The organism is Mycobacterium sp. NGS39, assembly GCF_059812765.1.
Window position 1 is genome coordinate 100187 of sequence record NZ_JCALDH010000011.1, and the last position, 20769, is coordinate 120955.

18 protein-coding genes and 1 other RNA gene are annotated in these 20769 nt (G+C 66.9%); 15 read left to right on the forward strand and 4 right to left on the reverse strand.

The window, feature by feature from the left end; all coding sequences use genetic code 11:
• Window positions 1-62: 62 nt before the first annotated feature.
• Window positions 63-1550 carry an HNH endonuclease signature motif containing protein gene (locus AC5Y39_RS16440; protein ID WP_500019678.1) on the forward strand — a complete coding sequence of 496 codons (1488 nt, stop codon included), beginning with the start codon at window positions 63-65 and terminating at the stop codon, window positions 1548-1550.
• A gap of 44 nt (window positions 1551-1594) precedes the next feature.
• Window positions 1595-1997, forward strand: an RNA gene (rnpB, locus tag AC5Y39_RS16445) — RNase P RNA component class A.
• 1 nt (window position 1998) lies between these two features.
• Here the strand turns inward: rnpB and AC5Y39_RS16450 are convergent.
• Window positions 1999-3507 (reverse strand): CYTH and CHAD domain-containing protein, encoded by a 1509-nt coding sequence (locus AC5Y39_RS16450; protein ID WP_500019823.1) that lies wholly within the window; start codon window positions 3505-3507, stop codon window positions 1999-2001.
• Window positions 3508-3528: 21 nt separating this feature from the next.
• Complete coding sequence (panB, locus tag AC5Y39_RS16455) at window positions 3529-4362, reverse strand: 3-methyl-2-oxobutanoate hydroxymethyltransferase (RefSeq protein ID WP_500019705.1); 834 nt, start codon at window positions 4360-4362, stop codon at window positions 3529-3531.
• Window positions 4363-4517: 155 nt separating this feature from the next.
• Between panB and AC5Y39_RS16460 the strand changes: the two genes are divergently transcribed.
• From AC5Y39_RS16460 to AC5Y39_RS16485, 6 genes are all read left to right on the forward strand, one after another.
• Complete coding sequence (locus AC5Y39_RS16460; RefSeq protein WP_500019707.1) at window positions 4518-5909, forward strand: WS/DGAT/MGAT family O-acyltransferase; 1392 nt, start codon at window positions 4518-4520, stop codon at window positions 5907-5909.
• Window positions 5910-5956: 47 nt separating this feature from the next.
• Window positions 5957-7498: an alpha/beta hydrolase gene (locus tag AC5Y39_RS16465; protein WP_500019709.1), complete on the forward strand. Its 1542-nt coding sequence runs from the start codon at window positions 5957-5959 to the stop codon at window positions 7496-7498.
• Between the two features lie 4 nt (window positions 7499-7502).
• Window positions 7503-9011, forward strand: coding sequence for an alpha/beta hydrolase (locus tag AC5Y39_RS16470; protein ID WP_500019711.1), 1509 nt, complete (start codon window positions 7503-7505; stop codon window positions 9009-9011).
• Window positions 9012-9088: 77 nt separating this feature from the next.
• Complete coding sequence (locus tag AC5Y39_RS16475) at window positions 9089-10615, forward strand: alpha/beta hydrolase (RefSeq protein WP_500019713.1); 1527 nt, start codon at window positions 9089-9091, stop codon at window positions 10613-10615.
• A gap of 45 nt (window positions 10616-10660) precedes the next feature.
• Window positions 10661-11998 (forward strand): glutamine synthetase family protein, encoded by a 1338-nt coding sequence (locus AC5Y39_RS16480; RefSeq protein WP_499912132.1) that lies wholly within the window; start codon window positions 10661-10663, stop codon window positions 11996-11998.
• Window positions 11999-12075: 77 nt separating this feature from the next.
• Window positions 12076-14976 (forward strand): bifunctional [glutamine synthetase] adenylyltransferase/[glutamine synthetase]-adenylyl-L-tyrosine phosphorylase, encoded by a 2901-nt coding sequence (locus AC5Y39_RS16485; protein ID WP_500019825.1) that lies wholly within the window; start codon window positions 12076-12078, stop codon window positions 14974-14976.
• Here the strand turns inward: AC5Y39_RS16485 and AC5Y39_RS16490 are convergent.
• Window positions 14973-15473, reverse strand: a complete 501-nt coding sequence (locus AC5Y39_RS16490) for a DoxX family protein (protein WP_500019715.1) — start codon at window positions 15471-15473, stop codon at window positions 14973-14975. The two genes, AC5Y39_RS16485 and AC5Y39_RS16490, sit on opposite strands and share 4 nt — an antisense overlap.
• 10 nt (window positions 15474-15483) lie before the next feature.
• A complete protein-coding gene (dtd, locus tag AC5Y39_RS16495) occupies window positions 15484-15918 on the reverse strand; it encodes a D-aminoacyl-tRNA deacylase (RefSeq protein WP_500019717.1) in 435 nt (144 codons plus the stop codon).
• 73 nt (window positions 15919-15991) lie between these two features.
• On the opposite strand from dtd, the gene AC5Y39_RS16500 reads away from it, so the two are divergent.
• The 7 genes from AC5Y39_RS16500 to AC5Y39_RS16530 all read left to right on the forward strand — a co-directional run bounded on the left by AC5Y39_RS16500 (window position 15992) and on the right by AC5Y39_RS16530 (window position 20766).
• Window positions 15992-16408, forward strand: a complete 417-nt coding sequence (locus AC5Y39_RS16500) for a cupredoxin domain-containing protein (RefSeq protein WP_500019719.1) — start codon at window positions 15992-15994, stop codon at window positions 16406-16408.
• 20 nt (window positions 16409-16428) lie between these two features.
• Window positions 16429-16971, forward strand: a complete 543-nt coding sequence (locus tag AC5Y39_RS16505) for a hypothetical protein (RefSeq protein WP_500019721.1) — start codon at window positions 16429-16431, stop codon at window positions 16969-16971.
• A 43-nt stretch (window positions 16972-17014) separates the two neighbouring features.
• Window positions 17015-18412 carry a PepSY-associated TM helix domain-containing protein gene (locus AC5Y39_RS16510; RefSeq protein ID WP_500019723.1) on the forward strand — a complete coding sequence of 466 codons (1398 nt, stop codon included), beginning with the start codon at window positions 17015-17017 and terminating at the stop codon, window positions 18410-18412.
• Window positions 18409-18630: a hypothetical protein gene (locus AC5Y39_RS16515; RefSeq protein ID WP_500019725.1), complete on the forward strand. Its 222-nt coding sequence runs from the start codon at window positions 18409-18411 to the stop codon at window positions 18628-18630. Before AC5Y39_RS16510 ends, AC5Y39_RS16515 begins: the two co-directional genes overlap by 4 nt.
• Before the next feature lie 22 nt (window positions 18631-18652).
• Window positions 18653-18826, forward strand: coding sequence for a hypothetical protein (locus AC5Y39_RS16520; protein WP_500019727.1), 174 nt, complete (start codon window positions 18653-18655; stop codon window positions 18824-18826).
• A 229-nt stretch (window positions 18827-19055) separates the two neighbouring features.
• Window positions 19056-19577, forward strand: coding sequence for a hypothetical protein (locus AC5Y39_RS16525; protein WP_500019729.1), 522 nt, complete (start codon window positions 19056-19058; stop codon window positions 19575-19577).
• 22 nt (window positions 19578-19599) lie between these two features.
• Window positions 19600-20766 (forward strand): zinc-dependent alcohol dehydrogenase, encoded by a 1167-nt coding sequence (locus AC5Y39_RS16530; protein ID WP_500019731.1) that lies wholly within the window; start codon window positions 19600-19602, stop codon window positions 20764-20766.
• Window positions 20767-20769: the final 3 nt, after the last annotated feature.

Genomic DNA, 20769 nt, shown 5'->3' on the forward strand with positions numbered 1-20769 from the left:
CTGGCGATCCCGCGGTCATCGGGAAGCCGCCGATGTCGGTGGCCACTTCTATGATCGAAAGCATGTTCGAACCCGTGCGGAGTGCGCCGGTCGAGACGTTTTCAGGCGTCGACGACGCGGGCGTCGTGGCGGCGATCGGGGCTGCTGCGGTGGAGGAGAACGCCGCGTGTGCGCGCCGGTTGGTCGCGATGGGGGAGTTGTATGCGCGGCGCGCGCCCGAGGATGACGACGACCGCGCCTGCTGGCTGATCGACGGATATGAGAGCTTGACCGCAGAGGTGGCCGCGGAGTTAGGCATCAGCCGCGGCCGAGCGCGCGGGCAGTTGCGGTACGCGATCGAGTTGCGCGACAAGCTGCCGCAGCTGGCGAAGGTGTTCGTGACCGGGGCGATCGACATGCGGATGGTGATCACGATCGTCAACCGGGTGCAGTTGATCACCGACACGCAGTTGATGGCGAGGGTAGATGCCGAGCTGGCGCGACGGGCTCCGGGCTGGATGCGGTTGTCGGGGCCCAAGCTCGAGGCGCGCATCGATTGGTGGGTGGAGCGCGTGGATCCTGCGGGGCGGCGCCGCCCGCACGAGCGCCCCGAGGACCGCCATGTGGTGTTCATGCCGGCGACTGGCGGGTTGGAGTCGATGTATGCGCAGGTTCGTGCCACAGACGGAGCCCTTATCGATGCGCGCCTGGACGAGTTGGCCGCGACGGTGTGCCCGGATGATCCACGCACTGCCGATCAGCGCCGCTCCGATGCGCTGGGCGCGATGGCTGCCGGACTGGACGGGTTGCGCTGCGAGTGCGGCTCGCAGGAGTGCAGCGCGACCGCCCGGCCCACCGGTGTGAGCGTGGTGATCCAAGTGCTCGCCGAGCAGTCCACCGTCGACGGCACGTCCGATACCCCGGGCCACATACCCGGTCGGGGGGTGGTGCCGGCGGCCGTGGTGCGCGAGTGGGCATCGCAGGCCCGGCTCAAGCCGTTGGCGGTTCCGGGTCCGAATACCACCGCGGAGGCGGGGTATCGGCCCTCGGCAGGGTTGGCGGCGTTCATCCGGGCGCGCGATCTGACGTGTCGGTTCCCGGGTTGTGACGCCCCGGCAGTGATCTGCGATGTCGACCACACGATTCCATGGCCGTCGGGTCCGACGCATCCGTCGAATTTGAAACTGCTGTGCCGTGGGCATCACTTGCTGAAAACGTTCTGGGTCGGGGCGGGCGGTTGGGCCGACAAGCAAGCACCTGACGGCACGGTGACCTGGAGGGCGCCGTCCGGACGCACCTACACCACCACACCCGACGGTGCGGCGTTGTTTCCCGTATTGGGCACGCCCACAGGCGAATTCGCGGTCAAGCCAACCGTCGCCGACGACGCCGGGCCGGGTCGGGCGCTGATGATGCCGCGACGCCGACGTACTCGCACACAAGAACGCCGCGAACGTATTGACGCCGAACGGCGAATCAACGAGCAACTCATCAAGCGCCAGCGATGGCTGTTCGCCGAACTCGAAAAGCGCCGACAAGCCAAAGCCGACGACGACCCGCCACCCTTTTGAGGCTCGCGGATTACTCGCTCGACCCAGTACGTTGATAGGGCGGACGAGTTGGCCGGGCGGCCGCGGGTCGTAGCAATACGGCTCGAGGAAAGTCCGGACTTCACAGAGCAGGGTGGTTGCTAACGGCAACCCGAGGTGACTCGCGGGAAAGTGCCACAGAAAACAGACCGCCACCGCTTGCGGTGGTAAGGGTGAAACGGTGCGGTAAGAGCGCACCAGCATTCCGGGTGACCGGGATGGCTAGGTAAACCCCACCCGAAGCAAGGCCAAGAAGGCCGTGGCGAAAGCCGCGGCTGCGCGTGCGTCCGAGGGTTGCTCGCCCGAGCACGCGGGTAGGCCGCTTGAGGCACCCGGCGACGGGATGTCCAGATGGATGGTCGCCGCCGCGCCGCCGTGGTCAGCCGCGACGGTGCGGAACAGAATCCGGCTTACAGGCCAACTCGTCCCTCTACAACGCCTTCGAAACGGCCTGGGCAAGCGCCTTCAGCGCCGGCCTCAACTGCTCGCGGCTGCGACGCGCGATCTCGGTTTCGCGTTCGTAGAGCAGCCCGTAGGTGAACGTGTCCTCACCGGCGGCGTGCGCGGCCTGCGCCTGCTGAGCCAGATGCGTCCGGCTGACCACGCTGTCCTGGTGGTCGCCCAGTAGCGATTGGATGTTCTTCGCCGCCTCGGACACCTTCTTCGACCCGGTGGCCGCAGCGGTATACCGTAACCGCTTGGCGCTCTTGCGAATTCGATGCAGCGCCTCGTCTCGGTGCTCGACCGCGGCCTTCTCGGCCCGCTTGGCCTGCTTTCGCACCCGCTTGTAGCCGGACTCGATGGTCGCATCCGGCGACGACTCCTCGTCCTCCGCGGGCGGAGGCGGCTCAGCGGCCACCAGCCCTTCCAGCGCGTCGAGCAACCTGAAGTACCGCTGAGAACGCATGGCGGCGAGCGACTTTCGCCATCCCGACCGGTACCGCCGGCGAGCCCCTTCCACCAGCCGCTCCCGCACGGGCCCGCGCACCAGCTCGTCGGGCAGCTCGTCGAGCGCCTTCTCGTACCGTTCGGCGAGCACCTCGGCGTCCCGGGCAACCCCCAGTACGCTCGCCAACTGGCGCAGTTCGTCGAGGATCCACGCGTCGTCGGACAACCCGAACGACGACTCCGCCGCCTGCAACAAACTGCGGATCTTGCGGGTAGTCACCCGCATCTGGTGCACCGAGTCGTAGACGTCCGCGCGCACCGCGCGATCCCACATCAGCAGGTTCTCGACCTCCTCGGCCACCGCGCGGTGCACCGGATCGTCGACGGCAGGCACCACGGGCCGTTCCGGCGCCGAACCGTCCAACACGCGCGCCAGCTTCGACCCGTGGCCCGCCGGCTGCGCTCCGGCGTCCAGCAACCGATTGGCCAACCGGTCCAGCAGCGCACTGTCCGCCGCCCCGTTGCTCAGCGCCTCCTCGGCCAGTTCCAGCTCCCACTCGCGCCAGTGCTGTTGCGACTCATCGCCGTTGGCCTGGGCCGTCACCTCGTCGTCGGCGAATTCCGCCAGCGGTGTCCCGTCTGCCCCGTACAAATGCTCGACGGTCCGGTTCGTCGTGATCCGCGCGACCGGCTGCAGCGGACGGTCGCGCACGATCGCCAACACCACGTCGCGCAGCTCGGCCGGAACCTCGTCACTGTCGCCGAGCGGTGCTCGTACTTCGGTTCGGGAGTCGGGCCCGGCGGGCAGCTTCAGGTGCCAGCCGGCATCGGAGCCGCCGGTGCGCCGGCGCAACGTGATGCGGTGGGCGGCAAGGTCGCGCCCGGGGGTGTCGTAATAGACGGCGTCGAGTCTTTGTGGAGACTCTCGCTCCACCCGCGTCACCGCGGCAAGACCTTCGAACGACGGAGACACCGTCGTGTCGACGACGTCGAACTTGCGCTCAACCTCCAGATGTTTGGAGGCGCCTTCCGATGGTGCCATCACGCACAGCGTGCCACACCAAGGTGAACGCTAGAAGCTGTGCTCCTCGGCCGGAAACACCCCGGCTGCCACCTCGTCGGCGTATTGCCTTGCCGCACGCGACAATTCGGCACCGACCTCGGCGAAGCGCTTCACGAACCGGGCTGTCTTGCCGGATGTCATCCCGGCCATGTCCTGCCAGACCAGCACCTGCGCATCGCAGTTGGGGCCCGCGCCGATCCCGATCGTCGGAATGGTGAGCTTGCCGGTGATCTGAGTGGCCAGCTCGGCAGGCACCATCTCCATCACCACCGAGAATGCACCGGCCTCGGCAACGGCGATCGCGTCGGCGATGGTCTGTTCGGCGGCATCGCCCCGACCCTGCACTCGGAAACCACCGAGCGTGTTCACACTCTGCGGGGTGAAGCCGATGTGGGCCATCACCGGAATGCCGGCCGCGGTCAGGTAGGCGATCTGTTCGGCCACCCGCTCGCCGCCCTCGAGCTTGACCGCATGCGCGCCGGCCTCCTTCATGAAGCGGGTAGCGCTGGCCAACGCCTGCTGCGGCCCGGCTTCATAGCTGCCGAACGGCATGTCGGCGACCACCAACGCGTGCGGTGCCCCCCGGACCACACCGCGCACCAGTGGGATCAGCTCGTCGAGAGAAATCGGCACGGTGGTGTCGTAGCCGTACACCACATTGGCGGCCGAGTCGCCGACCAGCAGCACCGGAATGCCGGCTTCGTCGAAGATGCGCGCAGTGGAGTAGTCGTAGGCCGTGAGCATCGCCCACTTGTGGCCTTCGGCCTTCATTTTCTGCAGGTGATGAACGCGGGTTTTGGGACGGGACTGGGCGGCACCATAGACCGTCTGCTCAACAGACATCGTTGTCCTTAAACATCGCCGGATCGATCCTCGTGGCCCGCTATCGGGTCCCCGGGTTCGCTGACCAGTACAGTCTGCCACTCGGCAGATTCCCGCTGCACACCACCGCAAAGTGGGCTTCCTCACATGTCGGGTACGGACCTACCATCGGCCACATGCAAAGGCTCAGCGGACTCGACGCCAGCTTCCTTTACCTCGAGACGGCGCAGCAGCCACTGCATGTCTGCTCGATCCTGGAATTGGATACCTCGACAATCCCGGACGGCTACCGTTTCGAGCGGTTCAAGGACGAATTCGCCACGCGCATCAGGGGATTGCCGACGTTCCGGGAGAAGGTCGTCGACAGCCCGTTCAACCTCGACCACCCCGTGTGGGCAGAAGACGAAGACTTCGACCTCGAACGGCACGTACACCGCATCGGCTTGCCCAGCCCAGGAGGCCGCAAGGAACTCGCGGACTTCTGCGGCCACATCGCGTCGGTGCCGCTGGACCGCAGCCGTCCGCTGTGGGAGGCGTGGGTGATCGAGGGACTCGACGGGACCGATCCCACGCACGGCGGTCGGCTTGCGGTCATGACGAAGGTGCACCACGCCGCCGTCGACGGCGTCAGCGGGGCGAATCTGATGTCGGTGCTGTGCGACACCGAGCCCGACGCGCCGCCACCCGATCGTGTGCAGGGGGCCGGCGGCGTCAACCAGCTCGAGCTCGCCGCGTCGGGACTCGTGCGGTTCGCCACCCGGCCGCTTCAGCTGGGAAAGGTCCTTCCGCTGACCGCCGCGAGCGTGGTCGAGACCGTGCGGCGCGGGCTCAGCGGTCAGTCGATGACGGCGCCGTTCAGCGCGCCGAAGACCCCGTGGAATGCGAAGATCACCGGCCACCGCAACGTGGCCTGGGCTCAGCTGGACCTCGACGACCTCAAGACGGTCAAAGACCGGTTCGGCGTCAAGCTCAACGACGTGGTGATGGCGCTGTGCGCCGGGGTGCTGCGCGGGTTTCTCGCCGGACGTGGTGAGCTGCCGACGGAGCCGTTGGTCGCGACGGTGCCCGTATCTGTGCGTGGAAAGACGCACCGACCCGGCCGCAACCAGGTGTCCGCGATGTTCTCGCGGCTCGAGACGCACATCGAGGACCCGGGGGAGCGGCTGAAGGCGATCGCCGCGGCGAACTCGACCGCCAAAGAACACTCGTCGGCCATCGCTGCCTCACTTCTGCAGGACTGGACCGAGTTCGCCGCGCCGGCGGTGTTCGGCATCGCGATGCGCGTTTACACCAGCAGCCGGCTGACGGACAGCAGACCCGTCCACAACCTCGTGATCTCCAACGTGCCCGGGCCGCAGACGCCGCTGTACTTCGTCGGTGCGGAGATCACCGCGATGTATCCGCTCGGGCCCATCTTCCACGGCTCGGGCCTGAACATCACGGTGATGTCGCTGAACGGCAAGCTCAACGTCGGCCTGCTGTCGTGCCCCGAGTTGCTGCCCGACCTGTGGGATCTGGCCGACGGCTTCGATGCCGGGCTCAAGGAATTGCTGGCAGCGAAACCCTGATCGGTGGTGCGGCGCTTCGGCGCGCCGTCATGGCAGCATGTGGTGCCATGAGCCGAACTCGCCGCCTTGCCGGTGTCGCTCGTACGGCGACGATGTGGATCGCGGTTGCTGCGGCCGCCGTCCTCGCCGTCAGTTGCAGCCGCCTGGTCGATGGCCACGCCAAGATGGCCCTGCCCAAGGTGGGTGCGCCGATCTCCTGGGACAAGTGCGTGTTCACGTCCCCGAACGTCAGCGCGCTGTTGGCCAGCGCGCAGTGCGGCAAGCTCGGCGTGCCGATCGACTACTCCAAACCTGACGGCGACACGGCGGCGCTTGCGCTGGTGAAGTTTCCGGCCACCGGCAAGAAGATCGGTTCGCTGGTGATCAACCCCGGCGGTCCGGGCGAGTCGGGAGTCAATGCCGCCCTGGCGATGATTCACAACCTGCCCCAGCCGCTGCGGGAACGGTTCGACCTCGTCGGCTTCGACCCGCGCGGTGTCGCGTTCTCCAAACCGGCACTGTGGTGCAACTCCGACGCCGACAACGACAAGATCCGCGCCGACCCGCAGGTGGACTACAGCCCGGCCGGCGTTGCCCACATCGAGCAGACCACCAAGGAGTTCGTGCAGCGTTGCGTCGACAAGATGGGCAAGGAGTTCTTGGCCAATGTCGGTACGGTCAACGTGGCCAAGGACCTCGACATGCTGCGCGCCGCTCTGGGCGACCAGAAACTGACCTATCTCGGCTATTCGTACGGCACCCGTATCGGCTCGACGTATGCAGAGCTGTTTCCCCAGAACGTGCGCGCGATGGTGCTCGACGGTGCGATCGATCCCAACGCCGATCCGATGGAAGCAGACATCCGCCAGGCCGAGGCATTCCAGAAAGCGTTCGACGACTACGCGGCCGATTGCGCGAAGTCGCCCGACTGCCCTCTGGGCACCGATCCCGACAAGGCCGTCGAGGTCTACCACAGCCTGGTGGACCCGCTGGTCGAAAAGCCGGCTGACACCGCCGATCCGCGCGGGCTGTCCTATCCCGACGCGATCGTCGGCACCATCCTGCCGCTGTACTCGCCGACGCTGTGGCCGAATCTGACAGCGGCGCTCCAGGAACTGAAGAACGGCAAGGGTGACAAGCTGCTCGCGCTGGCCGACCAGTACATGGGACGCGACGAAAACGGCCACTACACCAACTCCACCGACGTTCGCCAAGCGGTGAATTGCGTTGACCGGCCGCCGGTCACGGACCGCGCCAAGGTGGTCGAGCAGGACCGCCGGATCCGTGAGGTCGCCCCGTTCATGAACTACGGCGAATTCACCGGCCACGCCCCGCTGAGCACCTGCGCGTTCTGGCCCGTCCCGCCGACGAGCCGGCCGCACCAGATTTCGGTGCGGGATCTTCCGCCGACGCTGGTGATTTCGACGACCGGCGACCCCGCGACCCCGTATCAGGCCGGCGTCGATTTGGCCAATCAGCTGCACGGCTCCCTGCTGACATTCGACGGCACTCAGCACACCGTTGCGCTGGAAGGCAATCCGTGCGTCGACGAAATCGTCACCCGTTATCTGATCGACCTGACGGTTCCGCCGCCCGGGGCGCGGTGCTGACGGGGTGAAGCGGTCGCCTCGGGCGGCGGCTGCAGTGACCGTTGTCCTCGCGGTGACGTCGTGCACACACGTCGTCACCGGGCGAGATATGCGGGCGCATCCCGCGCTGGGTGCGCGCATCCAGTGGGAGTCGTGCAACTTCCCGTCGTCCGACGACCTTCCGCGCAGCGCCGACTGCGGCGAGTTGGCCGTGCCGATCGACTACGAGCACCCCGAGGACGGCGTCGCCACGCTGGCCGTGATCCGGTTCCGGGCCGCCGGCAACAAGATCGGGTCACTGGTGATGAACCCCGGCGGCCCCGGCGGTTCCGGGGTCCAAGCCGCCACCTGGATGCTGCGCGACGTGCCACCACCGTTGCGTGAGCGCTTCGACTTCGTCGGCTTCGACCCACGCGGCGTCGGCGAATCGCGACCGGCTGTCTGGTGCAACTCCGACGCCGAAAACGACACAGAGCGCGCCGATCCGCAAGTCGACTACAGCCCGGCCGGTGTGGCCCGCATCGAAGACGACACCAAAAAGTATGTCCGCCGCTGCCTGGACAGGACCGGCAAGAAGTTCCTGGCCCACGTCGGCACCGCCTCTGCCGCCAAAGACCTCGATGTCCTGCGTGCGGCGCTGGGCGACGACAAGCTGAGCTACGTCGGGTTCTCCTACGGCACCGAGTTGGGAACTGCATACGCACAAGCTTTTCCGCAGCGCGTCCGGGCGATGGTGCTCGACGGAGCCGTGGATCCGGCGGTGTTGCCGATGGATTCGCTGCTGCGTCAGGCCGAAGCGTTTCAGAAGGCGTTCGACGACTTTGCCGCCGACTGCGCGAAATCGCCGGACTGCCCGCTGGGAACCGACCCGGCCAAGGCTGTCGACGTCCTGCATTCGTTCGTCGACCCGCTGGTGGAAAAACCCGCACAGACCAAAGATCCGCGCGGGCTCAGTTACTCGGATGCGCTGACGGGTGTGACGTCGGCGCTGTACTCGCAGAGCACGTGGGATCAGCTCACCTCCGGTCTGAGTGCCCTGCGCCGCGGCGACCCGGCTGACGACCTGCTCGAGCTCGCCGACGAATACCTCGGGCGCGACCCCAGCGGCCACTACGACAACTCGTCTGATGCGTTCAACGCGATCTCCTGCGTGGACAACCCGTTCCCGACGGACTCGCCGCCGTGGATCTCCTTCGACGAACAGCGCCGGGTGATCTCGCCCTGGGACAGCTACGGCACCTTCACCGGTGACGCGCCAAGGGGAACGTGCGCGTTCTGGCCGGTGCCGCCGACCAGCCGGCCCCACAGCGTGTCCGCGCCCGGCCTGCCGCCGGTTCTCGTCGTGTCCACCACAGGCGATCCGGCGACGCCCTACCAAGACGGAGTGCATTTGGCCCAGCAGCTGCACGCTGGGCTGTTGACGGTCGAAGGCACTCAGCACACGGCCGCGTTCTACGGCGACAACTGCGTCGACGACATCGTCACCAGCTATCTGATCGACCTGACCCTGCCCAAGTCGGACGCTCGATGCTGACCACCCATGCCGGCTAGGTAACGTTTCGCTACCACGATGGGCACTGGTGGGGCGGGGATGACGGGGGGCATGCGACCATGATCGCCATGTTGCGGCGGACACCTTTGTGGTTGACGCCGCTCGCTTTCCTCACGATGTTCGTCACGGTCCTGCCGACGGCAATGGCTGCACCGCCTGCGGACAACACGAATTCTGTTGTGCCACAACCTAACTGGGGCAGCTGCCAGCAGTGGTTGAGTGACACCAGCGGTCTGCCGACCGCGCGCTGCGCGACGGTGTCTGTGCCGGTGGATTACAGCAAGCCCGGTGGCGCCCAAGCGCAGCTCGCGGTGATCAAGGTCCCCGCCCGCGGTCAGCGGCTCGGCGTGCTGATGATCAACCCGGGCGGCCCCGGTCAATCCGCCGTCGACGTCGTCGCCGGAATGGCCGTGTCGTTCGGCGACAACGAGATAACCCAGCACTTCGACCTCGTCGGCTTTGATCCGCGCGGCGTCGGCCACTCCACCCCGGAAGTGCGCTGCCGCACCGATGCCGAATTCGACGCCTACCGCCGGGAGCCGATGGTCGACTACAGCCCGGCCGGCGTCGCGCACATCGAGGACATCTACCGCCAGCTCGCCGCGCAGTGCCTGAACCGGGTCGGTGCGGATTTCCTCGCCAACGTCGGCACCGTCAACGTCGCGCGCGACATGGACGTCGTCCGGCAAGCGCTCGGCGAAGCGCAACTGAACTACCTCGGCTACTCGTACGGCACGCAACTCGGCACCGCCTATGCGCAGGCATTCCCGCAGAACGTGCGCGCGATGGTGCTCGACGGCGCAGTGGATCCCAAGCTCGACGCCGTCGAGAAGAACGTCCGCCAGATGGCCAGCTTCCAGCAGGCGTTCAACGACTTCGCTGCGGAATGCGCGACGATGACGGCCTGCGCGCTCGGCAGCGATCCGACCAAGGCGGTCGACCGCTACCACGCGCTGGTCGACCCGCTGGCCACCAAGCCGGGGCCGACCCTCGACCCGCGCGGCCTGTCCTACCAGGACGCGATCACGGGTACGGCCAACGCCCTCTACACGCCGCGCTACTGGGAGTTCCTGGCCAACGGCCTGGCCGCGCTCGGCCAGGGCACCGCCGCAGAAGAGCTGCTGCTGCTGGCCGACGACTACTGGGGCCGCAACAAGTCCGGCCAGTACGGCAACCTGCAGGACGCGTTCACGGCTGTCCGGTGCGTCGACTACGTGACGCCCACGGATTCGGCGTCGTGGGTGGAGGCCGACAGGCGCATCCGCCAGGTCGCGCCGTTCATGAGCTACGGGCAGTTCACCGGCTACGCCCCGCGCGACGTGTGCGCGTTCTGGCCGGTGCCGCCGACCACCACGCCCGCGCCGGCGACCTCGCCCGGCCCGAACAAGGTCGTCGTCGTCTCCACCACCCATGACCCGGCGACGCCGTATCAGGCCGGTGTCGACCTCGCCCGCCAGCTCGGCGCGTCGCTGATCACGTTCGACGGCACCCAGCACACGGTGGTGTTCAAGGGCGTGCAGTGCGTCGACTCAGCAGTGGTGAACTATCTGGTCGATCTGACTGCGCCCGGGGATCGGCACTGCTAGCGCGCGCGTAACACAGAATTAACAGCCGCTGCCTACGCTGCCGTCATGGACCGTCAGAAGGAATTCGTGCTGCGCACGCTGGAAGAACGCGACATCCGCTTCGTGCGGCTGTGGTTCACCGACGTGCTCGGATTCCTCAAGTCCGTGGCGATCGCACCCGCCGAGTTGGAAGGCGCCTTCGAAGAAGGCATCGGTTTCGACGGCTCGGCGATCGAAGGCTTCGCCCGAGTGTCCGAATCCGACTGCGTGGCCCGCCCTGATCCGTCGACGTTCCAAGTCCTGCCGTGGACCACCAGCAGAGGCGAGCACCACTCGGCGCGGATGTTCTGCGACATCACGATGCCCGACGGATCGCCCTCATGGGCCGACTCCCGCCATGTGCTGCGCCGGCAACTCGCGAAGGCCAGCGATCTCGGGTTCTCCTGCTACGTGCATCCCGAGATCGAATTCTTTTTGCTCAAGAGCCTCGACGACGGCGCCCCGCCCGAACCCGCCGACACCGACGGCTACTTCGACCAGGCCGTCCACGAGGCCGCGCCGAACTTCCGCCGCCACGTGATCGAGTCGCTCGAATCCATGGGCATCTCAGTGGAATTCAGCCACCACGAAGGCGCGCCGGGCCAGCAGGAGATCGACCTGCGCTACGCCGACGCGCTGTCGATGGCCGACAACGTGATGACCTTCCGCTACCTGGTCAAGGAAGTCGCGATCAACGAGGGCGTGCGGGCGACGTTCATGCCCAAGCCGTTCGGCGAATATCCCGGCTCGGCCATGCACACGCACATGAGCTTGTTCGAGGGCGAGGTCAACGCGTTCCACAGCCCCGACGACCCGCTGCAACTGTCCGACGTCGCCAAGTCGTTCATCGCCGGCATCCTCGAGCACGCGACCGAGATCAGCGCCGTCACCAACCAGTGGGTGAACTCCTACAAGCGGCTCGTGGTGGGCGGAGAGGCGCCGACGGCGGCGTGCTGGGGCGCGGCCAACCGGTCGGCGCTGGTGCGGGTTCCGATGTACAGCCCCCGCAAGACGTCGTCGCGGCGCATCGAGGTGCGCAGCCCCGACTCGGCGTGCAACCCGTACCTGACGTTCGCCGTGCTGCTGGCCGCAGGTCTGCGCGGGGTGGAGAAGGGCTACGCGCTCGGACCGCAAGCCGAAGACAACGTCTGGAGCCTGACGCCCGAAGAACGCAGTGCGATGGGCTACAAGGAGCTGCCGGGCAGTCTCGGCGTTGCGCTTTCCGAGATGGAGAACTCCGAGCTGGTCGCGGAAGCGTTGGGCGAGCACGTGTTTGACTTCTTCCTGCGCAACAAGCGTGCGGAGTGGGAGAACTACCGCCGCCAAGTGACGCCGTACGAGCTCAAGACCTACTTGTCGCTGTAACGCTCGGTAGTGTCGGGGGCGTGACGAGACCAGCGACCCAGCGGCCGAAGCTGCCCAGTCCCGGTCGGCTTGGTCTGATGGCAGAGCGCGCGCACGACGATCTGGCTCGGCTCGGCTGGACCACCGAGGACCACGTCGAGCTGCTCTGGTCGCTGTCGCGCGCCCCGGACGCCGATGCCGCTCTGCGCACCATGGTGCGGCTGGCCGACGCGCTCGGGTCCGACTACGACGATCTGCACCCCGCGCTGCTCAAAGACCGGTCGCTGCGAGGCCGGCTGTTCGCGTTGCTGGGCTCGTCGCTGGCCCTGGGCGATCACCTGGTGGCCAACCCACAGGCCTGGCGGCTGCTGGCTGGCAACGTGACACTTCCGTCCGCCGCTGACCTGCGCGACCGGTTCTTGGAGGTGGCGCGCGAAACATTCAGCGCGGAAACGCTTTCGGAGCTGCGCACGTTGTATCGCAACCGGCTCATGGTGCTCGCCGCGCTCGACGTCGCGGCGACGGTGGAGAACGAACCGGTGCTGCCGTTCGCGACCATCGGTGCCCACCTGTCGGATCTCGCCGACGCCGCGCTGGCCGCCGCCCTGGAAGTGGCCACGCTGCGGGTGTGTCAGGACGACGCCAGCCGGCCGCGGCTGGCCGTGATCGCGATGGGCAAATGCGGTGCGCGCGAACTGAATTACGTCAGCGACGTCGACGTGATCTTCGTCGGCGAGAAAGCCGACTCAACCGAGACGCGGGTCGCAGGGGAGATGATGCGGCTGGCGTCGGAGACGTTCTTCGAAGTGGACGCCGCACTGCGCCCCGAGGGACGGCACGGCGCGCTGGTCCGCACGCTCGATTCGCATGTCACCTACTACAAGCGGTGGGCCAAGACGTGGGAATTCCAGGCTCTGCTGAAGGCACGGCCGGCGGCGGGTGACGCCGAGCTCGGCGAGCAGTACATGGCCGCACTGATGCCGATGGTCTGGACCGCTTGCGAGCGTGAGGATTTCGTCGCCGAAGTGCAAGCCATGCGGCGGCGCGTCGAGGAACTCGTGCCCGCCGACGTGCGCGACCGCGAACTCAAGCTCGGTACCGGCGGGCTGCGCGACGTCGAGTTCGCGGTGCAGCTGCTGCAACTGGTGCACGGTCGCAACGACGAGAGTTTGCACGTGTCATCGACGGTCGACGCGCTGGCCGCATTGGGCGCCGGCGGTTACGTCGGCCGCGACGACGCGGCGAATCTGACTGCGTCTTACGAGTTTCTGCGGCTGCTCGAGCACCGGCTTCAGCTGCAACGGCTCAAGCGCACCCACATGTTGCCCCGGTTCGACGACGACGAGGCGATGCGCTGGCTGGCCCGCGCCGCGCACATGCGGCCCGACGGCCGCCACGACGCACTCGGCGTGCTGCGCGAGGAACTCAAGCGGCAGAACATGCGGGTGTCGCGACTGCACGCGAAGCTGTTCTACCAGCCACTGCTGGAATCCGTCGGCCCGGAACTCTCCCTGGGGTTGAGCGCCGAGGCCGCCGAGCGGCAGATCGCCGCGCTGGGCTATCAGGCACCGCAGAACGCGCTGACCCACCTGGCGGCCTTGACCAGTTTCAGCGGAAGGCGCGGACGCGTGCAGTCCGTGCTGCTGCCCACCCTGCTCGACTGGCTCTCCGACACGCCAGATCCCGACAGCGGCCTGCTGGCGTATCGCAAACTCTCCGAAGCGCTTTCGGATCAGCGGTGGTTCTTGGCGACGCTGCGCGACGAGGGCGCGGTGGCCAAGCGGCTGATGCACGTGCTCGGCACGTCGGCTTATGTGCCGGAGTTGTTGATGCGCGCTCCGGAAGTGATCCAGTCGTACGCCGACGGTCCGGCCGGCCCGAAGCTGCTCGACGTGGAGCCCGATCAGGTGGCGCGCTCGCTGCTCGCGGCGGCGTCCCGGCACGCGGACCCGGTGAAAGCCATTGCCGCAGCGCGTAGTCTGCGTCGGCGCGAGTTGGCTCGCATCGCGTCGGCGGATCTGCTTGGCCTGCTCGACGTGCGGGAGGTGTGCGCGGCGCTGACGTCGGTGTGGGTGGCGGTGCTGCAGTCGGCGCTGGACGCGGTCACCCGCTTCAACACGCCGCAAAGCGGTGAGCCGCCCGCGCGGGTGGCGGTGATCGGTATGGGCCGGCTCGGCGGCCATGAGCTCGGCTACGGCTCCGACGCCGACGTGATGTTCGTCTGCGAACCGGTCGGCGGCGCCCAGGAATCGACGGCGGTGCGGTGGTCCACGACGATCGCCGAACAGGTTCGCGCGCTGCTGGGCACACCGAGCATCGACCCGCCGCTCGAGGTGGACACCGGGCTGCGGCCTGAGGGGCGCAGCGGCCCACTGGTGCGCACGCTGAATTCCTACGCGGCGTACTACGCGCAGTGGGCGCAGCCGTGGGAGATCCAGGCACTGCTGCGGGCGCATCACGTGGCCGGCGACCAAGACCTGGGCCGGCGGTTCCTGGTGATGGCCGACAAGACGCGCTACCCCCCGGATGGTGTTTCGCCGCAAGCGGTCCGGGAGATCCGCCGCATCAAGGCCCGGGTGGACGCGGAGCGGCTGCCACGCGGCGCCGACCCCAACACGCACACCAAACTCGGCCGCGGCGGACTCGCCGACATCGAGTGGACGGTGCAGCTGCTTCAACTGCGTCACGGGCACAAAATGCCTGAGCTGCATAACACTTCGACGCTGGAGACGCTCGACGCGATCGGCGCGGCCGAGCTGATCCCGTCAAGCGACGTCGACATGCTCCGCGAGGCATGGCTCACCGCGACGCGAGCCCGCAACGCGCTGGTGCTGGTGCGGGGCAAGCCGAGCGACCAATTACCAGGGCCCGGTCGACTGCTCAACGCGGTGGCCGTTGCGGCGGGATGGCCCACTCCGGACGGCAGTGCTTTTCTGGACCACTACCTGCGCGTCACCCGCCGCGCAAAAACGGTGGTGCGCAAGGTTTTCGGCAGTTAGCGGCGGAATCTGGCGAGCAAGCTCGGTCGCCGCTGGCCGACGGGCGGCGCGGTGCCTGCGACCACGCGCCGGCGGCGCATCGTGTCGACGGCGTATGGGCCCGGGCCGATGAACAGGATGAGAAAGAACGAAAAGCAGAAGAGGATCGCCAACTCGCCGTTATTGCCGCCGATGCGTTGGTCGAAGGGCCAGAACACCTTCGGCCCTTCGTTGAACGGCCAGTGCTGCCAGAAGTAAGCCACCGCCATCGTGCCCGATGCCAGGAAAGCGGCTGGGCGCGTGAACAATCCGACGAGCACCAACAGCCCGGTGACGAACTCGATGAGACCGGCCCACCAGCCCGGCCAGGTGCCGACGGGCATCTTCATCGAGAGCGGCCAGCCGAACAGGATCATCGACCCATGCAGGGTGAACAGTAAGCCGATGATGATTCTGAAGAGGCTGATGATCTTGGGTGCATGGACGTTGAGCCTGGCATCCAGATTCGGTGACGTCATGGCGCAGAGATTACGCGAGTTCGAGCATGACCGTCACGGGTCCGTCGTTCACGAGTGCGACGTCCATGTGCGCTCCGAACACGCCGGTTTCAACCGTGGCGCCGAGTTCGCGCAGCGCGTCGGCGAACGCGTCGACCAACGGTTCCGCCACGGCACGCGGCGCCGCAGCGTTCCATGACGGCCGGCGGCCCTTCTCGGTGTTGGCATACAGCGTGAACTGGCTGACCACCAAGATCGGTGCGTTCACGTCTGCCGCGGATCGCTCGTCGTCGAGGATGCGCAATTGCCAGAGCTTTTCGGCCAACCGCTGCGCTGTCTGCTGCGTGTCGCTGTGCGTGACACCGACAAGCGCCAGCAGGCCTTGTCCATCCGGGCGGATCTGTCCGACCACTTCGCCGCCGACCGAGACGCTGGCCGACGCGACCCGCTGTACGAGAACGCGCATGGTGGTACTGATTACCAGACCCGTCACCGCGATCGCCTACGCTACGCAGACACCGCTACGTGGAAGGACCTCGATGACGTCTCGGCTGGTGTCGGTTGTCGCTGTTGCGCTGGTTCTGTTCGGCGCCGTCGCTTGTGGCGGTTCCAAATCGAATTCACCGTCGTCAACTTCGACGACATCGCCGACGACATCGCCGGGTGCGAGCTCACAGCCGTCGAAACCGGCGGGTTTGGTCGTCGACCTGACCGTTGCCGACGGCGTCGCGAATCCACGCAACGCCTCGTTCGACGCGAAGGCGGGAGAGCCGATCACGTTCCACGTCACCAGTGACGCCGCCGACGAGCTGCACGTGCATTCCGTGCCGGACCACACCTTCGAGGTAGCTGCGGCACCCAACCAAACGTTCACCTTCACTGTCGACGTACCCGGCCGGGTGGAAGTCGAGCTGCACCACCTCAACGTCGTCGTCGCCACGATCAACGTCCGCTAGTTCGCGGTAGGTCCCGGTTTGTGAGCACGCTGGCGGCGCGGGCGGCCTACCTGCGCGGCGCTCTGCTCAGCGCGTGCTCGGCGCTGCTGACCGTGGTGGCGCACGTCAGCGCCGGCGGCGAGGCACCGGGCGGTTCGCCGTCTGTCATGGTGCTGCTGGTGTGCGGCTGCGTCGGTGCCGCGGGTAGCGGGCGGACCCCGGAAAGTCGCTATGCGAAATTCGCCGTCCTGCTTCTCGGATTGTCTGCGGGGCAGGTGGCGGGACACCTGACGTTGGCGACGTTCGGTAGCCATCATGGCTCCTCCGGTGCGGCGATGACCGCGCCGATGCTCACTATGCACGCGGCCGCGGTGATCGCGATGGCCCTGCTGATCGGCTTGGTCGAATACCTCTACGTCGTCTGCTCGACGGTGCTGTGCTGGCTGCGGCTCTTCGCCTTCCTGGCCCGCCCGGCCGAAGCCGCGCAGGTCCGCCGGTTCACCAATGTGCTTGTCCTACAAGAAGACCTGTCGCGTAGCGGCCTGAGGATGCGAGCACCACCGCTCGCGGTGTTCTTTCCCTGACACCCATTCCTTCGCCCAGCACCCTTCACCGACAGGCACTTCTATGACCACAACACCTGACGATGCCGTTCGTCCTCGCAGCCTGCGACCGCTGCTGCTGCGCTTGCACTTCTACGCCGGAATCTTCGTCGGCCCTTTCATACTCATCGCCGCGATCACAGGACTTCTGTATGCGGCGATTCCTCAAGTCGACTCCATCGTGTTCCGCCACGAGTTGACCGTCGACCACGTCGGCTCTCACCGCCTTCCGCTGGCGGATCAGCTGATCGCCGCGCGGCTCGCTCATCCCGAGGGCACGGTGACGAGCGTTCGTCCACCGGCGGCCGCTGACCAGACCACTCAGGTGACATTGGCGGTGGACGACGTCCCGCAGGACTACGCCCGATTGGTGTTCGTGGACCCGTACACCGGCGAGGTGCGTGGCGCGCTCACCACCTATGGCCAGTGGATGCCGCTGCGGGCCTGGTTCGACGAACTGCACCGCACTTTGCATCTGGGAGCGTTCGGCCGCAATTACAGCGAACTGGCCGCCAGCTGGCTATGGGTCATCGCGTTGGCCGGCACGCTGTTGTGGTTGAGCCACCGCAGGCAAACAGGCAAGCTGGCCCGTATCGCCGTGCCCGACCGGGCGACCAGGGGCCGTGGTCGAACGCTGTCCTGGCATGGGGCCGTTGGTATCTGGGTGTTGTTGGCGTTGCTCGGCCTCTCCGTCACCGGCATCACGTGGTCGCGCTACGCCGGTGAATCCGTCAACCAACTGCAGAAGCACCTGAACACCACGGAGCCGACAGTCGACACCGCACTTGGCCGGCATCAGCACGCAGCGGCCGACGCGACGTCCGGCGGGGACGCCCTGCTGCGGGGCGCGGACGTCGCGCTGAGCACCGCGCACCAGGCGGGGCTGTCCTCCCCGATGTGGATGTATCCGCCGTCGGGGATGGGCCAAGCCTGGAAGGTGGCGGAGAACAAGCGCGACTGGCCCACCCGCTACGACGCGATCGCCGTCGACCCCCACAGCGGAGCGATCACCGACCGGGTGAACTTCGCCGACTGGCCTTTCCTCGCCAAACTGACGGATTGGGCCATCGGCGCCCACATGGGCATCCTGTTCGGGGTAGCGAACCAGATCTTGTTGGCGCTCACGGCAATCGGCTTGATCACCGTGGTCGTGCGCGGCTATGTCATGTGGTGGCGCCGCCGGCCGACACGCGGCTCGGCCTGGGCAGTGGGCCGGCCACCCATTCGTGGGGCGCTGCGCGAGGCGTCGCGAGTCACCGCCACGGCCGTCGTCGCGGCGGCAGTAGTGGTCGGCTGGTTCCTGCCGCTGTTCGGGGTCAGCCTGCTGGCGTTCTTGGTCGCCGACCTCGCCGTCGGCGCGGTGAAGCGGCGATGTGTCGGGAATCACATCGACGCCGAAAGTGTTGTCGGGGACAGGAAGTGAGCAACATGTTCGGTGAGCAGACGCGCTTCGCGCAGGACTACAAGGACGCGGTCGACGCCGTGCTGGAGGCCCTTTCCGCCTCCGGCGACGAACGGCGCCGCCACCTCAGTGACGCGAAAGCGGCGGTCGGCAAGGCTCTGCATGAAGCGTCCAGGAATGAGCAATGGCACCTAGCCGAGCACCTTCGCCAGTCGATCAAGGAGGTGGAGGTCGCGTAAGCGATGCGAGGAGGGGATGACCATGACTGAGGCAAGCGAATACTGCAAGAACTGCGGTCACGCCAAGGAGGCGCACGGCGACTCAGTGGGCAAGTGCCAAGAGATGTCTCATCACCACCAGTGCATCTGCCGTCACTTCTTGAGCTGGTTCGGCAGCACGAGGCGAGCTGAACCGGCGGCGGCCGCACAGCGCTGACCGACGCGCCGCTGATCGCCCGGTCAACGGTGAGGGTCTTTCGTGGCCCCGCCGTCGGCCGGGCCATTCGGCGTCGCGGTGTATTGGTTAGGAAAGCGCACGGCGGGGTACGCCGTCGCACGAGGAATTGCCACCTCAGACGGCCTCAGTGAAACCGGACTCGATCGCGGTCTTGATGTTGCGCCCGGCGTCTACGGCTGCAGAACCCGACACCGCGAGGAGTATCCGAGTGAGTCTCGTCGACGCGGCGGTGAACGTCGCCAAAGACCGTTTACAGCCGCTCGTCGAAAAAGCCGTGCCGGCGTTAGGCCGCCGCGCCGCCTCCCAGGCGGTGACGATCGCGCGCCCGGAGCAGACCGTCAAGGACTTCTTTCACGACCCGGCAAGTCTGTCAGCACTGCTCGGCGATATCGCCGACGTCGAGTCCACCGGCGATCGCCGATTCCGGTGGACCTTCCGCGCCGGCCCGCTCACCGGCAGGGGGTGGGATTGCCTCCTGGTCGACGACGACGGCCGCATGCGTTTCGTCGACGCCGGCGCGCAGGGCATGGGCAACGAGTTGATCGTTGATTTCAGTGCCGCGCCGCACGACCGCGGCACCGAGGTCACCTTGCGGGTGAAAAGTCCTGCGCCAGCGTTGTTTTCGAGCGCGTTGGCGTTCAAGGCGCTCTACCGCGCGCGGGCGTTGCTGCAAACCGGAGAGATTCCCACGCTCGAGCACAACCCAAGCGCACGCCCGTCGGCGCGATAACAGGACCCAGGGAGGAACGCTGATGCGAGCGCTTTGTTGGAACGGTGTGAACGACCTGTCGGTCGAGACGGTTGACGACCCGACGATCATCAACCCTCACGACGTCATCGTGCGGGTTCGACTGACCACCACGTGCGGTTCGGATCTTCATTTCATCGACGGTTACCTGCCGGGGATGCGGGAGGGTGATGTGTTCGGCCACGAGTTCATGGGTGAGGTGGTCGAAGTCGGGCGGGAAGTGAGCAAGACCCACGTCGGTGACCGCGTGGTGGTGCCGTCGTTCGTCGCCTGCAACCACTGCACGTACTGCGAGCGGGGCCTGTATTCGCTGTGCGACACCAGCAACCCGAATGCCGAACTGCTGCAACCGATTCTGGGCTATCCGTGTGGGGGCGTGTACGGCTATACACATCCGTTCGGCGGCTACGCCGGCTCGCACGCCGAGTACATCCGGGTGCCTTTCGGAGACGCGAACTGCTTCGCGATTCCCGACTATGTGACCGACGAGCAGGCTCTTTTCATGTCCGACGCCGTGCCAACCGGCTACATGGGCGCCGACTTCTGCGACATCAGTGCGGGCGACACCGTCGCGGTGTGGGGAGCGGGCGGCGTCGGGCTCATGGCCGCACGCAGCGCGCTGCTGTCCGGCGCCGATCGGGCGATCGTCATCGACCGGATACCGGAACGACTCGCCTTGGCCCAAAGGCTGGGCGCCGAAACCATCGACTACACCGCGGTCGACAGCGTGCAAGAAGCCCTGCGCGACTCCACCGGCGGCCGTGGGCCCGACGCCTGCATCGACGCCGTCGGCATGGAGGGCCACGGCACCGGCCTTCAGCAGGTTTACGACCGGGCCAAGCAGATGCTGCGAATGGAGACCGACCGGGCCAGCGCGTTACGGCAGGCAATCCACGCCTGCGGCAAGGGCGGCACAGTCGTCGTCCTCGGCATCTACGGGCTGACCGACAAGTTCCCGATGGGAATCGTCACCAACAAGGGACTGACGCTGAAATCGGCACAGCAGCACGGGCAACGCTACATCGCGCAGTTCTTCGACTATGTGCAGCAGGGCGACCTGGATCCGTCGGTCTTGATCACCCACGACATGCCGCTGGACGACGGTGTTCGCGCCTACGACATGTTCAAGAACAAAAAAGACGGCTGCATCCGCGTGGCGCTACGGCCCTAGTGC

What these genes read in the sequence shown, in the direction of transcription:
- AC5Y39_RS16490 (WP_500019715.1), bottom strand. Translation starts at nt 15,473, where the DNA reads ATGACGTCACCGAATCTGGATGCCAGGCTCAACGTCCATGCACCCAAG.
- AC5Y39_RS16465 (WP_500019709.1), top strand. Translation starts at nt 5,957, where the DNA reads ATGAGCCGAACTCGCCGCCTTGCCGGTGTCGCTCGTACGGCGACGATG.
- dtd (WP_500019717.1), bottom strand. Translation starts at nt 15,918, where the DNA reads ATGCGCGTTCTCGTACAGCGGGTCGCGTCGGCCAGCGTCTCGGTCGGC.
- AC5Y39_RS16440 (WP_500019678.1), top strand. Translation starts at nt 63, where the DNA reads ATGTTCGAACCCGTGCGGAGTGCGCCGGTCGAGACGTTTTCAGGCGTC.
- AC5Y39_RS16500 (WP_500019719.1), top strand. Translation starts at nt 15,992, where the DNA reads ATGACGTCTCGGCTGGTGTCGGTTGTCGCTGTTGCGCTGGTTCTGTTC.
- AC5Y39_RS16510 (WP_500019723.1), top strand. Translation starts at nt 17,015, where the DNA reads ATGACCACAACACCTGACGATGCCGTTCGTCCTCGCAGCCTGCGACCG.
- AC5Y39_RS16460 (WP_500019707.1), top strand. Translation starts at nt 4,518, where the DNA reads ATGCAAAGGCTCAGCGGACTCGACGCCAGCTTCCTTTACCTCGAGACG.
- AC5Y39_RS16480 (WP_499912132.1), top strand. Translation starts at nt 10,661, where the DNA reads ATGGACCGTCAGAAGGAATTCGTGCTGCGCACGCTGGAAGAACGCGAC.
- AC5Y39_RS16485 (WP_500019825.1), top strand. Translation starts at nt 12,076, where the DNA reads ATGGCAGAGCGCGCGCACGACGATCTGGCTCGGCTCGGCTGGACCACC.
- AC5Y39_RS16475 (WP_500019713.1), top strand. Translation starts at nt 9,089, where the DNA reads ATGATCGCCATGTTGCGGCGGACACCTTTGTGGTTGACGCCGCTCGCT.
- panB (WP_500019705.1), bottom strand. Translation starts at nt 4,362, where the DNA reads ATGTCTGTTGAGCAGACGGTCTATGGTGCCGCCCAGTCCCGTCCCAAA.
- AC5Y39_RS16530 (WP_500019731.1), top strand. Translation starts at nt 19,600, where the DNA reads ATGCGAGCGCTTTGTTGGAACGGTGTGAACGACCTGTCGGTCGAGACG.
- AC5Y39_RS16520 (WP_500019727.1), top strand. Translation starts at nt 18,653, where the DNA reads ATGACTGAGGCAAGCGAATACTGCAAGAACTGCGGTCACGCCAAGGAG.